The 15,800-nt window shown below is 63.1% G+C and carries 11 protein-coding genes; 2 read left to right on the plus strand and 9 right to left on the minus strand.

Features of this window, described 5'->3' with window-relative positions; all coding sequences use genetic code 11:
* Positions 1-61 precede the first annotated feature (61 nt).
* The 9 genes from G7009_RS10435 to leuC all read right to left on the minus strand — a co-directional run bounded on the left by G7009_RS10435 (position 62) and on the right by leuC (position 11,237).
* Positions 62-682: a phosphoribosylanthranilate isomerase gene (locus tag G7009_RS10435; protein ID WP_181129917.1), complete on the minus strand. Its 621-nt coding sequence runs from the start codon at positions 680-682 to the stop codon at positions 62-64.
* A gap of 38 nt (positions 683-720) precedes the next feature.
* A complete protein-coding gene (gene truA, locus G7009_RS10440; RefSeq protein ID WP_181129918.1) occupies positions 721-1,596 on the minus strand; it encodes a tRNA pseudouridine(38-40) synthase TruA in 876 nt (291 codons plus the stop codon).
* Positions 1,597-1,987: 391 nt separating this feature from the next.
* Positions 1,988-4,696 (minus strand): FimV/HubP family polar landmark protein, encoded by a 2,709-nt coding sequence (locus tag G7009_RS10445; RefSeq protein ID WP_181129919.1) that lies wholly within the window; start codon positions 4,694-4,696, stop codon positions 1,988-1,990.
* 71 nt (positions 4,697-4,767) lie between these two features.
* The gene (locus G7009_RS10450) at positions 4,768-5,778 is read right to left on the minus strand and encodes an aspartate-semialdehyde dehydrogenase (RefSeq protein ID WP_181129921.1); all 1,011 of its coding nucleotides are present in this window, start codon (positions 5,776-5,778) and stop codon (positions 4,768-4,770) included.
* 184 nt (positions 5,779-5,962) lie between these two features.
* Positions 5,963-7,075: an aspartate-semialdehyde dehydrogenase gene (gene asd, locus G7009_RS10455; RefSeq protein ID WP_181129923.1), complete on the minus strand. Its 1,113-nt coding sequence runs from the start codon at positions 7,073-7,075 to the stop codon at positions 5,963-5,965.
* Positions 7,076-7,140: 65 nt separating this feature from the next.
* Complete coding sequence (gene leuB / locus G7009_RS10460) at positions 7,141-8,223, minus strand: 3-isopropylmalate dehydrogenase (RefSeq protein ID WP_181129925.1); 1,083 nt, start codon at positions 8,221-8,223, stop codon at positions 7,141-7,143.
* A 51-nt stretch (positions 8,224-8,274) separates the two neighbouring features.
* The gene (locus G7009_RS10465; RefSeq protein WP_181129927.1) at positions 8,275-9,039 is read right to left on the minus strand and encodes a class I SAM-dependent methyltransferase; all 765 of its coding nucleotides are present in this window, start codon (positions 9,037-9,039) and stop codon (positions 8,275-8,277) included.
* Positions 9,040-9,162: 123 nt separating this feature from the next.
* A complete protein-coding gene (gene leuD, locus G7009_RS10470; RefSeq protein WP_181129929.1) occupies positions 9,163-9,807 on the minus strand; it encodes a 3-isopropylmalate dehydratase small subunit in 645 nt (214 codons plus the stop codon).
* Positions 9,804-11,237: a 3-isopropylmalate dehydratase large subunit gene (gene leuC / locus G7009_RS10475; RefSeq protein WP_181129932.1), complete on the minus strand. Its 1,434-nt coding sequence runs from the start codon at positions 11,235-11,237 to the stop codon at positions 9,804-9,806. Before leuC ends, leuD begins: the two co-directional genes overlap by 4 nt.
* Positions 11,238-11,366: 129 nt before the next feature.
* Here leuC and G7009_RS10480 point away from each other — a divergent pair, with 129 nt between their 5' ends.
* Both G7009_RS10480 and G7009_RS10485 read left to right on the plus strand, forming a co-directional pair.
* Entirely contained in the window at positions 11,367-12,245 is an 879-nt protein-coding gene (locus tag G7009_RS10480; RefSeq protein ID WP_181129934.1) for a LysR family transcriptional regulator, read from the plus strand.
* A 62-nt stretch (positions 12,246-12,307) separates the two neighbouring features.
* A complete protein-coding gene (locus G7009_RS10485) occupies positions 12,308-15,604 on the plus strand; it encodes an EAL domain-containing protein (protein ID WP_181129936.1) in 3,297 nt (1,098 codons plus the stop codon).
* The last annotated feature ends 196 nt before the right edge of the window (positions 15,605-15,800 follow it).

The following is a 15,800-nucleotide window of genomic DNA, read 5'->3' on the forward strand; positions in this document are numbered from 1 at the left end:
TGGCAGCCACGGGCTGCGAACGTTATGGACGATGGCGCGCCGCCAGCCGTCACATCTGCCGTCACGCCTGCCTCACCGCATGCACGAATGCCTCGACCTTGGCGGGATCCTTGATGCCCTTGGCCTGTTCGACTCCACCGCTCACATCCACGGCAAAGGGGCGCACCTGACGAATGGCGTCACCGACGTTGCCGGCCGTCAGCCCGCCAGCGAGAATGATCGGCTTGGACAGGCGCGCCGGCACCAGCGACCAGTCGAACGCCTCGCCGGTACCGCCGGGTACGCCTGCCACATAGGTGTCAAGGAGAATCCCGCTGGCGCCGGCATAGAGACGACAAGCCGCTTCGAGGTCGTCGCCGGGACGCACTCTCAGCGCCTTGATCCAGGGACGATGATAGCCTTCGCAGTCGGCGGGCGCTTCATCACCGTGGAACTGCAGCAGATCGAGCGGGACCACCTCGAGGATTTCGTTGAGCTCGCAGCGGCTGGCGTTGACGAACAGGCCCACGGTGGTCACGAAGGGTGGCAACGCGGCGATGATGTCCCGAACCTGCCGTGCCTCGACGGCCCGTGGGCTCCTGGCATAGAACACGAAGCCCAGCGCATCGGCGCCCGCCTCGACGGCGACCAGGGCATCCTCGAGTCGGGTAATCCCACAGATCTTGCTGCGAACGATGCTCACGGTCGGCGAACCTCAAGTGATCGGCAAAGTCCCGGATGTTAGCAAATGACGTGCGGGGCGTCAGCCGACAAGGCTTCGTAGCCGGTGAGAAAATGTGGACCGATATAACGACTCGGCAGGACGAATTCTTCGGGATATTCCACCTGCACCAGGTACAGGCCATACGGATGAGCGGTCACTCCGCCATGGCGTCGGTCGCGTCCTTCAAGCACTTCGCGTATCCAGGCGACCGGGCGCTCGCCACTGCCGATGGCCATCAGGACCCCGGCGATGTTGCGCACCATGTGGTGCAGGAACGCCGTGGCGCGAATGTCCAGCACGATCATCCGGCCATGGCGGGTGACGCGCAGGTGATAGATGTGCTTGACAGGCGACTTGGCCTGGCACTGGCTGGCGCGGAACGCGCTGAAGTCATGGGTTCCGAGCAGCACTTCGGCCGCTTCGGCCATGCGCTCGATATCCAGCGGACGGTGATTCCAGGTCACTTCTTCGCCCAGGTGCGCCGGACGCACCGGGTCGTTGTAGATCACATAGCGGTAACGCCGGGCCATTGCCTTGAAGCGCGCATGGAAATGCTGCGGTACTGCCTGGGCCCAGGCGACACTGATGTCGTGAGGCAGGTTGAAATTGGTACCCATGGTCCAGGCCCGCTCGTCACGGATCGCCTGTGTATCGAAATGCACGACCTGCCCGCTGGCATGCACGCCGGCGTCGGTACGTCCCGCGCAGAGCACGGTGATGGGTGAGTCGGCGACCCGCGACAGGGCCTCCTCGAGCTTCTGCTGGACACTGGGCACGCCACTGGACTGACGCTGCCAGCCGCGGTACCGGGCGCCTTTGTATTCAACGCCCAAGGCGATGCGGGTATAGCCCTCGGCCGCCGATTCGGCCGCGTCGTTATCGATGATGTCCAAGTAAAACCAAGCCTGTCGAATGAAGATCGGAGGCGGCCATTATAAAGACAACAGCGGCTGCGAGTGCCAATCCCGATCAGCCAAGAAAAAACATTCGTTTTTTCACAGGCTGGAGCTCATTTGGCAGTTCTTGAATTTTTTGTGGATGCTGATGGCCTCGTCGCGGGGCAAGCCCGCTCGCCACCGGTACGTGGTGTGACTAAAGCACGCTACCGGTGGCGTGCGGGCTTGCCCCGCGACGAGGCCATCAGCATCACGAAAGACCTAGAAGGCGAAGGCCAAGCTCCAGCATTCCAATCGAATAACATTCCCTGACTGACTGGCATTGGGCCACCGTTGTCGGATGGACGATGGCGCGTCGCTACACGCGCCCGATCGATGCCGACCGCTATCAGACCAGTCGCGAGAGCATGTCCTGCGCTTCCTCGCGCTGGGTGTCGTCGCCGTCCTTGACCACCTCGTCGAGGATGTCACGGGCGCCCTGATGATCGCCCATGTCGATGTAGGCACGCGCCAGGTCGAGCTTGGTGGTGACCTCATCGGCACCCGAGAAGAAATCGAAGTCCAGGTCGTCCTGGGGCTCCGGTTCGGGTACCGGCTCCGACTCGGCAGCCTTGACAGCGTCCAGCTCATCGAATCGCGGCTCCGCTGGTGCGGAACCGAAGTTCTGCGACAGCGTATCCAGTTCGCTGTTGACCTCGTCGAGTTCCGATGCGAAACGCTTGTCGGCGGGTGTTTCATCGTCCAGGGACAAGGACAGGTCGAAGTCCTCGGACAGTGGATCATCGCTGATCGGCGCGAAATCAGGCTCGGCATCGAACGCCGCCAGTTCCTCTTCGACATCCACCGGCGTCTCGCGAACAGACTCCTGGGCCGAGGGCTCGCCGACATCCAGATCGAAGTCGTCCAGGCCATCCGGCGCCTGCGCTTCGGCCTGGGCCTGAGCCAGCAAGGCCTCGAAATCGGCATCGGCATCGTCTTCGGCAACCACAGGCTCGGCAGCTGCAATCACTGGCGGATCGATCGGCGTGGTCGCGTCAGGCACAGGGGCTGGCTGCGGGGCCACCGCAGGCGCAGGCTCTACCTGCGCGTTGTCTGCGAGGCTCAGGTCGAATGCGCCTTCCAGCTCGTCATCTTGCGGGCTGGCGAAGTCGGAAGGGAAATCCAGCGCGTCGAAAGGATCATCGACCGGTTCGGCGGACGACTCGTCTGCCGCCAGTTGCTCTTGCTGTTCGTCCAACAGTTTCTGGACATACTGCTCATCCAGCTCCGCAGCCAGGGCCGCGGCCCCCACGCCGGCCGCAGCAACACCAAGCATCGCCGGGAAGCGCTCCTTGAGCGCCGCGACCTCGGTGGCATTGGCGCCGTTGGCCTGCAACTGGCGCTCCTGAGCCGTGAAGCTATCTCGATCACCCTGAAGGGCATTGACCTCCATCAGCTTCAAACGCAGGTCGCTGCGCTGCGGCTCGGCCGCGACGGCCGGCTCCAGCAATTCGGCGGCATGGTTGTAACGGCCTTGAGCGATAGCGATTTCGGCCTCGAGCAGCACCTTTTCGCTGTCATCCTGTACGACGGGTGGCGCCACCACGGGCGCGGGCGCTTGCGCTCTTTCGGCAGCCACCGCCGCCGCTGCGGAAGCGGCTACCACGGCGGGCGACAGCTTGACGCTGGTGGAGGGCGTATCGAGCTCGTCGAAGCCGCCAAGCGGCACGTCCAGGGACAAGTCCGGCTCGCCCTCCTCGGCAAGGGCACGGGCCATGCGCAGATGCTTCTCGGCTTCCTGCTGGGCCTTGCGCTTGCGGGCCAGGATCAACAGCAGGAGCAGCAGTACCAGGAAGGTCGAGCCGGCGATCAGCCAAAGCAGCAACGGGCTGCCCAGCAGCTCGTCCAGCACACTTTTCTCCTGCGCGGCGCCGACATCGGCTGGCGCCGCGTCGGGCACGATTACGGGTGGAGTCTGCGCTGCGTCTTGCGGTGCGGTATCGACAGCGGCCGGGGCCGGATCGATGACCGGCTCGGCGGTCGCCAACGGCGCCGCGGGCAGCGGCTGGCCAATAGCCGGTTCGCCGGGCAAGGTGGCGGCCACTGCCGCGTCGGGGTCTTGCGCCTGGAGCCGGGCGAGCTGGTCGTTTTTCAGTTCGATCAGGCGCTGCAGCTTGTCCAGCTGACTCTGCAGGTCGGCCAGGCGGCTTTTCAATTCTTCGTTGTCGCGCCGAGTGGTGTCGAGGCTTTCCTGGGCCACGGCCAACTGGTCGCTGACGGCCTTGGCATTGCCGGCCTCTGCCTGGGTGCTTGGCGCGACCAGTCGCAAGTTATCGGGCTGGGCGATCTGCGCAGGCGCGGAATCGGCCGTGCTGCGCCGGGTAGCATCGAGCTGTCTGGCCCGCGGCCCGAGACGTCGGCCCGCGCGCCAGGCGGCGTACTGCTCGGCTACCTCGGTGACGGCCTCGCCCTGGGGAATGCTTTGGATCTGCTGCTGGTCGGGCAGGCGCAGGACCTCTCCGACCTTGAGCTGATTGATGTTGTTGCCGATGAAAGCGTCGGGGTTCAAGGCCTGGATCGCCACCATGGTCTGCTGGACCGATCCGCCCTGGCTGTGGCGTGCCGCGATCTGCCACAAGGTATCGCGGCGCTGGGTGGTATAGGTGCCGGCGTTGCTCACGGCAGGCGCGATACCCGTGCCCGGCTGCGCGCCCTGGGCCTTGGCCTGGTCGAGCGGCACGCTATAGTCGCGCAGCAGGCGACCCTGGGGCCACATGACCTGGACCAGGAACTTGACCACGGGCCCTGGCAGCGGCGCGCTGGAGGTCACGCGCAGCACGCTCTTGCCATTGGGAATGATCACCGGCGTGAAGGTCAGGTCCTCGAGATAGGGCGGCAGCGCCACTCCGGCTCTGACGAACTCCTCGGGCGGCGCAAGGCTTGGCGCCACTTCGGCAGCCGTGAGGTCACGCACGTCGAGCAACTCGATCTCGGCATCCAGCGGCTCGCCCTGCGCGGACCTCAGGGTCAACTCACCCAACCCGAGAGCGTTCGCCATGCCGGATGACAGCGCCGAGGCCGTGGCTATCGCCAGAACCAGTTTGCGAATTCGAAGCATGACCCTTCCCTTGTATGAACCGTCCCAAAACCCAGGCACTGCTATAGGACAAAATTGCTGGCCAGTATCTTTTACACCTTGTGTTTTATCAACAACTGCGCCACTTGCACGGCGTTGAGCGCCGCGCCCTTACGCACGTTGTCGGTAGTCAGCCACAGGTTCAGCTGCTCGTCCTCATCAATACCACGACGTACACGACCAACATAGACCACGTCCTGCCCGACTGCGTCGCCGACCGGGGTCGGATAGTCGTCCGGCTCGACCAACTCGATGCTCTCGGCCGCCTCCAGGGCAGCGTTCACCGCAGCCAGATCGACCGGCCGACGGCTCTGCAGCGCGACACTGTAGCTATCGCCGAAAAATACCGGGACTTGAATGCAGGTTACGGAAATCTTCAATGTCGGCATTCCAAGCACCTCGCGCAGCTCGCTGACCAGGCGCCGCTCAAGCGCACCGTGTCCCTGGGCGTCGCAATCGCCCACCTGCGGCAGCACATTGAAAGCGACCTGACGATCAAAGAAACGGGGCTCCAGGGGGCGCGCATTGAGCAGTTCGGCGGTCTGTCGCGCCAGTTCGCCCACCGCTTCGCGCCCTCGCGCGGAAATGGCCAGGCATGCCGTTACCTGCACGCGCTCCAGATCGAGAAGGTGCTTGATCGGCGCAAGTGCCACAGCCAATGCCACGGCGCCCGCGCTGGGGCTGACCACCTGTAGCGGCGGCACCAGCGTCTCCATTCTCTGTGCGTTGGCTTCCGGCACGATAGCGGGCGCCTGTTGCGCCGACAGGTCACCGGACAGGTCGATCACCGCGCACCCTGCGGCCTGCGCTCTTGGCGCAAAACTGCGGGTCGCGGCGGGCCCGGCACTGAAGAAGGCCAGCCTGACCAGGCTGAAATCGAAGTCCTCGACCGCACGCACGCGCAGGTTCTTGCCCTTGAAGGTCACCGAACTGCCTGCCGATGCCTGGCTGGCGAGCAGGTGCAAGGTGCCGATGGGGAAAGCGACTTCCTCGAGGATCTGTACCAGGGTCTCACCCACGGTGCCGGTGGCGCCAATGACGGCGATATCGAAAGTCTGGGTCATGAACGATGCCTCGGGCAGAACAGGGGGAACGCACTTTACTCGGATTGCCGGACCAGGCCAACGCTGGCGGTTCGGAATTGGAGCAGGCGCATGTCGTCCTGGATCCATCGGTTTTCCGGCATCCGTGGAGAATAAAAAAACCCGCGCTGGTAACAGCGCGGGTTTTCGGGTCAGGCAGCGTCGATCACCGCTCCAGCAGGATCCGCAGCATGCGCCGCAGCGGCTCGGCCGCGCCCCACAGCAATTGATCGCCAACGGTGAAGGCGCCCAGGTACTGGGAACCCATGTTCATCTTGCGCAGACGACCGACCGGAACATTCAAGGTGCCTGTGACCTTGGTCGGGGTCAGTTCCTGCATGCTGATCTCGCGCTGGTTCGGCACCAGCTTCACCCAAGGGTTGTGCTGGCTGATCATGCCTTCGATATCGGCCAGCGGCACATCCTTGTTGAGCTTGATGGTCAGCGCCTGGCTGTGGCAACGCATGGCGCCGATGCGCACGCAGATACCGTCGACCGGGATAGGGCTCTTGAAGCGGCCGAGGATCTTGTTGGTTTCCGCCTGGGCTTTCCATTCCTCGCGGCTCTGACCGTTGGGCAGCTCCTTGTCGATCCACGGAATCAGGCTGCCAGCCAGTGGAACACCGAAGTTGTCGGTCGGGAAGGCTTCACCGCGCATGGCCTCGGCAACCTTGCGGTCGATATCGAGGATGGCGCTGGCCGGGTTCGCCAGTTCGTCGGCGACCGCGGCCTGGGTCGCGCCCATCTGCCGAATCAGTTCGCGCATGTTCTGGGCGCCGGCGCCGGAGGCGGCCTGGTAGGTCATGGCGCTCATCCACTCGACCAGGCCGGCTTCGAACAGACCACCCAGGCCCATCAGCATCAGGCTGACCGTGCAGTTGCCACCGATGTAGTTCTTGGTGCCGGCATCGAGTTGCTGGTCGATCACCCTGCGGTTGACCGGGTCCAGCACGATCACGGCGTCATCCTGCATGCGCAGGCTGGAAGCGGCATCGATCCAGTAGCCTTGCCAGCCGGCTTCGCGCAGCTTGGGGAAGACTTCATTGGTGTAGTCGCCACCCTGGCAGGTCAGGATCACATCGAGGGTCTTGAGCTCTTCGATGTTGTAGGCGTCCTTGAGCGGAGCAATTTCCTTGCCCACCGCAGGGCCCTGGCCACCCACGTTGGAGGTAGTGAAGAACACCGGCTCGATAAGATCGAAGTCCTGCTCTTCCAGCATCCGCTGCATGAGCACAGAACCAACCATGCCGCGCCAACCGATCAGACCTACACGTTTCATCGCAACTACACCTTCGCTAAAAGTGGGCCGCTACCCGGGTTGAGAACGGTAGCGGGCCAAAGAGATTACAGATTCCGCAGGGCCGCGACTACTGCGTCGCCCATTTCCTGCGTACCGACCTTGCTGCACTCCGCCGACCAGATGTCGCCAGTGCGCAGCCCTTGATCCAGGACTCGACTGACGGCCTGCTCGATGGCATCGGCGGCGGCATGCTGGTTGAAGCTGTAGCGCAGCATCATCGAGACCGACAGGATGGTTGCCAACGGGTTGGCGATACCCTGGCCGGCGATGTCCGGCGCCGAACCGTGACAAGGCTCGTACATGCCTTTGTTGTCGGCATCCAGGGACGCAGAAGGCAGCATGCCGATGGAGCCGGTCAGCATGGAAGCCTCATCCGACAGAATGTCACCGAACATGTTGTCCGTTACCACCACGTCGAACTGCTTGGGCGCGCGCACCAGCTGCATGGCGGCGTTGTCGACGTACATGTGGCTCAGTTCCACATCCGGGTAGTCCTTGGCCACTTCCTCGACCACTTCGCGCCACAGCTGGCTGGAGGCCAGGACGTTGGCCTTGTCCACCGAGCACAGCTTCTTGCCACGAACACGGGCCATGTCGAAGCCGACTCGGGCGATACGGCGGATTTCGCTCTCGCTGTACGGCAGGGTGTCGTAGGCCTGGCGCTCGCCGCCTTCGAGCTCGCGGCTGCCGCGTGGCGCGCCGAAGTAGATGCCGCCGGTCAGTTCGCGAACGATGAGGATGTCGAGGCCGGCAACGATTTCCGGTTTCAGCGACGACGCATCGGCCAATTGCGGATAGAGGATCGCCGGGCGCAGGTTGGCGAACAGGCCCAGTTGCGAGCGAATCTTGAGCAGGCCGCGCTCGGGACGGATGTCGCGCTCGATCTTGTCCCACTTCGGACCACCGACCGCACCGAGCAGCACGGCATCGGCCTTGCGTGCGCGCTCCAGGGTCTCGTCGGCCAGCGGTACGCCATGCTTGTCGATGGCGGCGCCGCCGATCACGTCGTGCTCCAGGCTCAAGTCCAGCTCGAACCTGTCGTTGGCCAGTTCCAGCACCTTGACCGCCTCGGCCATGATTTCCGGACCGATACCGTCACCTGGGAGAATCAGAATCTGCTTGCTCATGCTTTCCTCTATCCATTCAAGCGGCGAGCCTGTTCGGCCCGCCGGTAACTATTAGCGTTCGGCCCACAGGACCAGCACGTCGGTGCTGAACGAACCGTCGGCTTCGATCTGGTAATACTGCCGCACTTCTTCGCCCATGGCCTGTTGCAATTCGCGAATGGCCTGGCGCATCGGCGCCGGCGTGCGCATGCGTTCGACCCAGGACCTGTATTCCAGGCGCAGGCGCTGGCGGGTGTGATTACGCACGAACAGACCTGCCTCGCTGACCTGACGCAGCCATTCGCCGGCAGAGTAATCGCGCACGTGGCTGGTATCGCGCAACACTTCGACACTTTGCAGGTACGTGTCGAGCAGCGGGCTGCCGGGTGACATCACATCGACGAAGGCCGCCACGCCGCCGGGCTTGAGCACGCGGCGCACTTCGCGCAGGGCTTGGCCCAGGTCACTCCAATGGTGAGCCGAATAGCGGCTGAAGACGAAGTCGAAGCTGGCATCGGCGAACGGCAGGCGTTCAGCGGCGCCACACTCAGTGGAAATGTTGCCAAGACCCCGTTCGGCGGCTGCGCCGGAGACCACCTCGAGCATTGCCTGCGACAAATCGTAGGCCACTACCTCCGCGACCAACGGCGCGACATGAAAGCTGACGTGCCCGGCACCGCAGCCCAAGTCCAGCAGTCGGGCATCGGCGCGCCCTGTCAGTTCGGCCTGAAGCAAGGCAAATTCGCTGCCTTGGGCATGCACGGCGCTGCTGAGGTAGGCATTGGCCTGCTCGCCAAACTGGCGCTGGACCACATCGGTATGGGTGGTGCTGGTCATTCGGGCGTACTCCCTGGTACCGAGCAGGCCGCCAGGCGGCCGAATCACGGCCGTTCCGGCGGCCTTGCAAGGCCGCTCGTCAAAGGTTCTATCGCGTGGCAGGCAACTGCCGGGATGGCCCGATCACGCGTCGCGGAACAGCCAAGGCTGGCTGGCGCGGTGCTTGCCCTCGAAGGCATTGATGGCTTCGGCGTCCTGCAGGGTCAGGCCGATGTCGTCCAGGCCGTTGAGCAGGCAGTGCTTGCGGAAGGCGTCGATCTCGAAATGCAGTACCTTGCCATCGGGGCGAGTCACGGCCTGTGCCTGCAAGTCGATGGTCAGCTGGTAGCCCGGGGTGGCCTCGACCTGCTTGAACAATTCGTCGACTTCCTCATCGTCGAGGATGATCGGCAGCAAACCGTTCTTGAAACTGTTGTTGAAGAAGATGTCGGCAAAGCTTGGTGCGATGACGCTGCGGAAACCGTATTCATCCAGTGCCCACGGCGCATGCTCGCGGCTGGAACCGCAACCGAAGTTCTCCCGCGCCAGCAGCACGCTGGCGCCCTGGTAACGCTCGTGGTTGAGCACGAATTCGTTGTTCAAGGGGCGCTTGCTGTTGTCCTGATACGGCTGGCCGACGTCCAGGTAACGCCACTCGTCGAACAGGTTGGGGCCGAAACCGGTGCGCTTGATCGACTTGAGAAACTGCTTGGGGATGATCTGGTCGGTATCGACGTTGGCACGATCCAACGGCGCGACAAGGCCAATGTGCTGGGTGAAGGCTTTCATGCTGCGCTCCCTTGGATCAATTCGCGGACATCGATGAAGTGACCGGTTACCGCCGCAGCGGCGGCCATGGCCGGGCTGACCAGGTGGGTACGACCACCGGCGCCCTGACGACCTTCGAAGTTGCGGTTGGAAGTCGACGCGCAGTGCTCGCCGCTTTCGAGGCGATCCGGGTTCATCGCCAGACACATGGAGCAGCCTGGTTCGCGCCATTCGAAACCGGCTTCCAGGAAGATCTTGTCCAGACCTTCACGTTCCGCCTGGGCCTTGACCAGGCCCGAGCCCGGCACGACGATCGCCTGCTTGACGGTCGCGCAGACCTTGCGTCCCTTGGCGATCTCCGCCGCGGCACGCAGGTCTTCGATGCGCGAGTTGGTGCAGGAGCCAATGAACACGCGGTCGAGGCGAATATCGGTGATCGCCTGGTTGGCGCTGAGGCCCATGTACTTGAGCGCACGCTCGATCGAACCACGCTTGACCAGATCCGGTTCGGCAGCCGGATCCGGCACACGCTGGTCGACGGCCAGGACCATCTCGGGCGAGGTGCCCCAGCTGACCTGCGGCTTGATCCGCGCGGCATCGAGCTCGACCACGGTGTCGAATACAGCGTCTTCGTCGGACACCAGGTCCTTCCAGGCCTCGACCGCCTGCGCCCAGTGCGCGCCCTTCGGCGAGTAGGGACGACCTTCGACGTATTTCACGGTCTTTTCGTCGGTGGCCACCAAGCCAACACGCGCACCGGCTTCGATGGACATGTTGCAGATGGTCATGCGGCCTTCCATGGACAGGTCGCGAATGGCGCTGCCCGCGAACTCCATGGCATGACCGTTGCCGCCGGCGGTACCGATCTGGCCGATCACCGCGAGCACGATGTCCTTGGCAGTCACGCCGACGGCCAGTTGGCCTTCGACACGCACCAGCATGTTCTTCATCTTCTTGGCGACCAGGCACTGGGTGGCCAGTACATGCTCGACCTCGGACGTGCCGATACCGTGGGCCAGCGCGCCGAAGGCGCCGTGGGTCGAGGTGTGCGAATCGCCACAGACCACGGTCATGCCCGGCAAGGTAGCGCCCTGCTCCGGGCTGATGACATGGACGATGCCCTGGCGCTCGTCATTCATCTTGAATTCGACGATGCCGTATTCATCGCAGTTCTCATCGAGGGTCTGCACCTGCAGGCGCGACACCTGGTCGACGATGGCCTCGACGCCGCCCTTGCGCTCAGGGGTGGTCGGCACGTTGTGGTCCGGCGTGGCGATGTTGGTATCGATGCGCCATGGCTTGCGCTGCGCCAGGCGCAGACCCTCGAAGGCCTGTGGCGATGTCACTTCGTGGATGATGTGGCGGTCGATGTAGATCAGCGACGAGCCATCGTCGCGCTGCTTGACCACATGCGAATTCCAGAGTTTGTCGTAGAGCGTTCTGCCGGCCATCGGACTGTTCCTCATCAGTGTTTCTATGCCAATTAACCCCTTGGCTTGTATGGACGATCCTATGGGGTTAGATTGAATAACTCAAATTCATAATTTTTATACTTTGAATAACCACAAGGAATACGATGCGTGGATCTTGCTAACCTGACTGCCTTTCTGGCGATCGCGGAAACCGGCAGCTTTTCCGGAGCGGGCGAGCGCCTTCACCTCACCCAGCCGGCCATCAGCAAACGCATCGCCGGCCTCGAGCAGCAGCTGGATATCCGCCTGTTCGATCGCCTGGGCCGCGAAGTCACCCTGACCGAGGCCGGGCGCGCCCTGCTGCCGCGCGCCTATCAGATCCTCAATGTTCTGGATGATACGCGCCGCGCGCTGACCAACCTGAGCAGAGAAGTGACCGGTCGGCTGACCCTGGCAACCAGTCATCATATAGGTCTGCACCGCCTGCCCCCGTTGCTACGGGCATTTACTCGCAAGTATCCCGCCGTCGCGCTGGATATTCAGTTCATGGATTCGGAAGCGGCCTATGACGAAATCCTCCATGGGCGGGCCGAAATAGCCGTCATTACCCTCGCTCCCGAGCCTCATCACCTGGTGAGCGCGGTAACGGTATGGGAAGACGCCCTGGATTTCGTCGCGGCGCCCGAACACCCCTTGGCCAACAACAGCACCGTCGGCCTGGCCGATGTTGCCCGACACCCGGCGGTGTTTCCTGGAGGCAATACCTTCACCCACCACATCGTCCAGCGCCTGTTCGAGAGCCAGGGGCTGACACCGAACATCGCCATGAGCACCAATTACCTGGAGACCATCAAGATGATGGTTTCCATCGGACTGGCGTGGAGCGTATTGCCGCGGACCATGCTCGACGAGCAGGTTTCATCCATTGCCCTGAACGGCATACAGCTTTCGCGCAAGCTAGGCTACATTTTGCATACGGAACGAACGCTATCGAACGCGGCGCGCGCCTTCATGGCCCTGCTCGACAGCCAGGCAAGCGCCGCCTGATCCATCGATGGTCCGGCATATCCACTTCAGGGACGCGTCATCCGCCAAAGGTCTGGTAACCGATGTCAGAATCAGCACACCGCTTTCCGCGTCTGCCGCGTATCTATGCGGCAGACCCACAGGAGTCGGAACAGACTTGGCAAAACGCCCCGCAACTGCTGACAGCGCTCAATGGCGCGCGGCTGGGGGCGTGGTTATGGGACATCGAGACCGGGCGGGTCAGTTGGTCGCGCGGGACCCAGGCCCTTTTCGGCTTCGACCCGCACCTGCCCCTGCCCACCGACATCGATTACCTGGACCTGCTGCCAGAAGAAGATCGCGCGCGCACCCGACAGGCCTTCCATGCCGTGTTCAACGGCGAGCCGATCGAACGGGCCATGCGCCATCGCATCCGCTGGCCCGACGGCAGCCTGCATTGGCTGGAAATCACTGGCAGCCTGACCCGCGACCCGCAAGGCCGAGCGCAGATGATCGGCGTAATCCGCGAGTTCACCCGCCAGCGCGAGCGGGAGAACGCCCTGATCAACTCGGAAAAACGCTTTGCCACCCTGTTTCATCTGAGCCCTAACGTGATCCTGCTGACCCGTCGCCATGACGGCATGATCTTCGAGGTCAACCAGCACTTCGAGCACATCCTCGGCTGGCCAAGCCTGCAGGTGATCGGCAAGACCACGCTGGAGCTTGGCCTGTGGGCCAATCCCGAACAACGCCATCAAGTCCTGGAAGCGACCCGCAACAACAGCGGACCGCTGATCATGGAGGCGCAGTTCCGCGCCTGTAGCGGCAGGATCCACGACGGCATTCTCAGCACCCAGGGGATCGAACTCGAAGGCGTCACCTTCCTGATCAGTACCTTCGTCGATACCACCGAACGCAAACGCGCCGAACAAGCCCTCAAGGACAGCCAGGAGCGTCTGGACCTGGCTCTGGACTCCGCCCAGCTGGGTACCTGGGATTGGCACATCCCCACCGGCATGCTCTACGGCTCGGCCCGCGCCGCGCAACTGCACGGGCTCGATCCGGTGCCGTTCCATGATTCGTTCGAGGCTTTTTTCGAAGGCGTTCCGGAGCAGCAGCGCAGCACCATGCGCCAGGCTTACCGCAGTTTGCGCGACAGGCCTGCCGGCAACTACCAGATCACTTATCGGATCCAGCTGGAGCTGGGTTCGTCGCGCTATATAGAGAGCCGCGCCCGCCTCTACCGGGACGAACAGGGCAACCCTCTGCGCATGGCCGGGACCTTGCTGGACATCACTGAACAGGTCGAGCGGGAGCAGCGGCTGAGCGCCTCCGAAGAAAAATTCGCCAGCCTCTTCCAGGTCAGTCCCGACCCGATCTGCGTCACTCGCCAGGACACTGGCCGGTTCATCGAAATCAACCCTGCATTCAGTCAGACCTTCGGCTGGAGCAGCGAGCAAGTGATCGGCCACACTGCCGAGGAGATCGGCCTGTGGGCCGAATCTTCGGAGCGGGCCCATCGCATCGAGCGAGTGATTCGCGATCAAGCCCTGAGCAATGTCGCGGTGCAGGTCAATCACCACAATGGCACCGCGCTGACCTGCGTGATTTCAAGCCGACTGATCACGGTCGACAGCCAACCTTGCAGCGTCACGACACTGCGCGACATCACCCAGCAGCAGCGGGCCGAGGCGGCACTCAAAGCCAGCGAGGAGAAGTTCGCCAAGGCCTTCCACTCGAGCCCCGACGCCATCACCATCACCGAGCGCGAGAGCGGACGCTACCTGGAGGTGAACGATGGGTTCTGCCGACTGACCGGCTATAGCGCAGCCGAAGTGGTCGGCCTTACCGCGCACGAACTGGGCATCTGGGCCGATGACAAGCAACGTGCCGCCTTGCTCAACGATCTGGTCAACGGAGGCCGGGTGCACCATCGAGAGATGCTCGGGCGCAACAAGCGCGGTGACATACTGACCGTCGAAGTCTCGGTGGAGCCGATCAACCTCAATGACATCGACTGCCTGTTGCTGACTGCCCGCGATGTCAGTCTGCTGAAAAATGCCCAGGCGCAGATCCGTCACCTGGCCTACCATGACCCCCTGACCAACCTGCCCAACCGCGCTTTGCTGATGGACCGTCTGAGCCAACAGATCGCCCTGCTCAAACAGCACAATCTGCGCGGCGCCCTGCTTTTCCTGGATCTTGACCACTTCAAGCACATCAACGATTCGCTGGGCCATCCGGTAGGCGATACGGTGCTGAAGATCATCACTGCCCGCCTGGAAGCCAGCGTGCGCATGGAGGACACCGTGGCGCGCCTGGGCGGCGATGAATTCGTGGTGCTGATCAGCGGCCTGGAAGGTAGCCGCGAACGAGTGGAAGGCCAGGTGCGCGACCTGGCCGATACCCTGCGTTCGCTGCTCGCCGAACCGATGTCGCTGGACGGCCAGCGCCTCCAGGTGACGCCCAGCATCGGCGTAGCGCTCATCCCCGACCATGGGACGACACCGGCCGACCTGCTCAAGCGCGCCGATATCGCGCTCTATCGAGCCAAGGATTCGGGTCGCAATACAACTCAGTTGTTCCATACCACCATGCAGCAGGCTGCCAGTGAGCGCCTGCGCATGGAAAACGATCTGCGCCTGGCTCTGACCCGGGGCGAACTGGCCCTGCACTTCCAGCCGCAGGTGGATGCCCGCGACAACCATATCATCGGTGCCGAAGTGCTGCTGCGCTGGCACCACCCGCAGCTTGGCCAGCAGCAGCCTTCACAGTTCATCCAGGTACTGGAGGAAAGCGGCCTGATCCTGGAGGTAGGCAGCTGGATCCTCGAGCAGGCCTGCAGTGCTTGCGCGGGCATGCTGCAGGATGGCCTGATCGACGCCGACGATTTCAGCCTGTGCGTGAACATCAGCCCCCGCCAGTTCCGCCAGAACGATTTCGTCGAGCGGGTATTGCGCAGCCTGGATGACTCGGACCTGCCTCGGCACATGCTCAAGCTGGAGATCACCGAAGGTATCGTCATCCAGAATATCGAAGACACCATCAACAAGATGCGTGAGCTCAAGCGTTATGGCGTGAGTTTCGCGATGGATGACTTCGGCACCGGCTATTCGTCCCTCACCTACCTCAAGCGCCTGCCCGTGGATGCCCTGAAGATCGATCAATCCTTCGTGCGTGACGCGCCGGAAGACCCCAACGATGCCGAGATCGTCCGCGCCATCGTCGCCATGGCGCGCAGCCTGGATCTGGCGGTGATCGCCGAAGGCGTCGAGATGATCGAGCAATTGCAATTCCTCGAGCGTCTGGGCTGCCACCTTTACCAAGGCTACCTGCACAGTCGGCCCCTGCCCTTGCAGGCCTTTCGGCAAATGCTGACGGAAGCGCCGATGGCTCTTTGAACATCGCGCCGAGGCCGGGCTGTGACGCGTGACGGCTCGAACAACGAAATAAGGGCACCCGAAGGTCAATGCCAGTCAGTTAAGCGCCACAATCTGCAATTGGGGCTGCTTCGCACCCCTTCGCGGGCAAGCCCGCTCCCACAAGTTGAGCGCTGAATTCAGGAACTGCGCACTTCTTGTGGGAGCGGGCTTGCCC

Source organism: Pseudomonas capeferrum (assembly GCF_013523055.1).
GTDB classification, from domain to species: domain Bacteria; phylum Pseudomonadota; class Gammaproteobacteria; order Pseudomonadales; family Pseudomonadaceae; genus Aquipseudomonas; species Aquipseudomonas capeferrum_A.

Coding starts and splice junctions, on each gene's coding strand:
- leuC (WP_181129932.1), bottom strand. CDS start 11,237: ATGGCCGGCAGAACGCTCTACGACAAACTCTGGAATTCGCATGTGGTC.
- leuB (WP_181129925.1), bottom strand. CDS start 8,223: ATGAGCAAGCAGATTCTGATTCTCCCAGGTGACGGTATCGGTCCGGAA.
- leuD (WP_181129929.1), bottom strand. CDS start 9,807: ATGAAAGCCTTCACCCAGCACATTGGCCTTGTCGCGCCGTTGGATCGT.
- G7009_RS10465 (WP_181129927.1), bottom strand. CDS start 9,039: ATGACCAGCACCACCCATACCGATGTGGTCCAGCGCCAGTTTGGCGAG.
- G7009_RS10445 (WP_181129919.1), bottom strand. CDS start 4,696: ATGCTTCGAATTCGCAAACTGGTTCTGGCGATAGCCACGGCCTCGGCG.
- G7009_RS10450 (WP_181129921.1), bottom strand. CDS start 5,778: ATGACCCAGACTTTCGATATCGCCGTCATTGGCGCCACCGGCACCGTG.
- asd (WP_181129923.1), bottom strand. CDS start 7,075: ATGAAACGTGTAGGTCTGATCGGTTGGCGCGGCATGGTTGGTTCTGTG.
- G7009_RS10485 (WP_181129936.1), top strand. CDS start 12,308: ATGTCAGAATCAGCACACCGCTTTCCGCGTCTGCCGCGTATCTATGCG.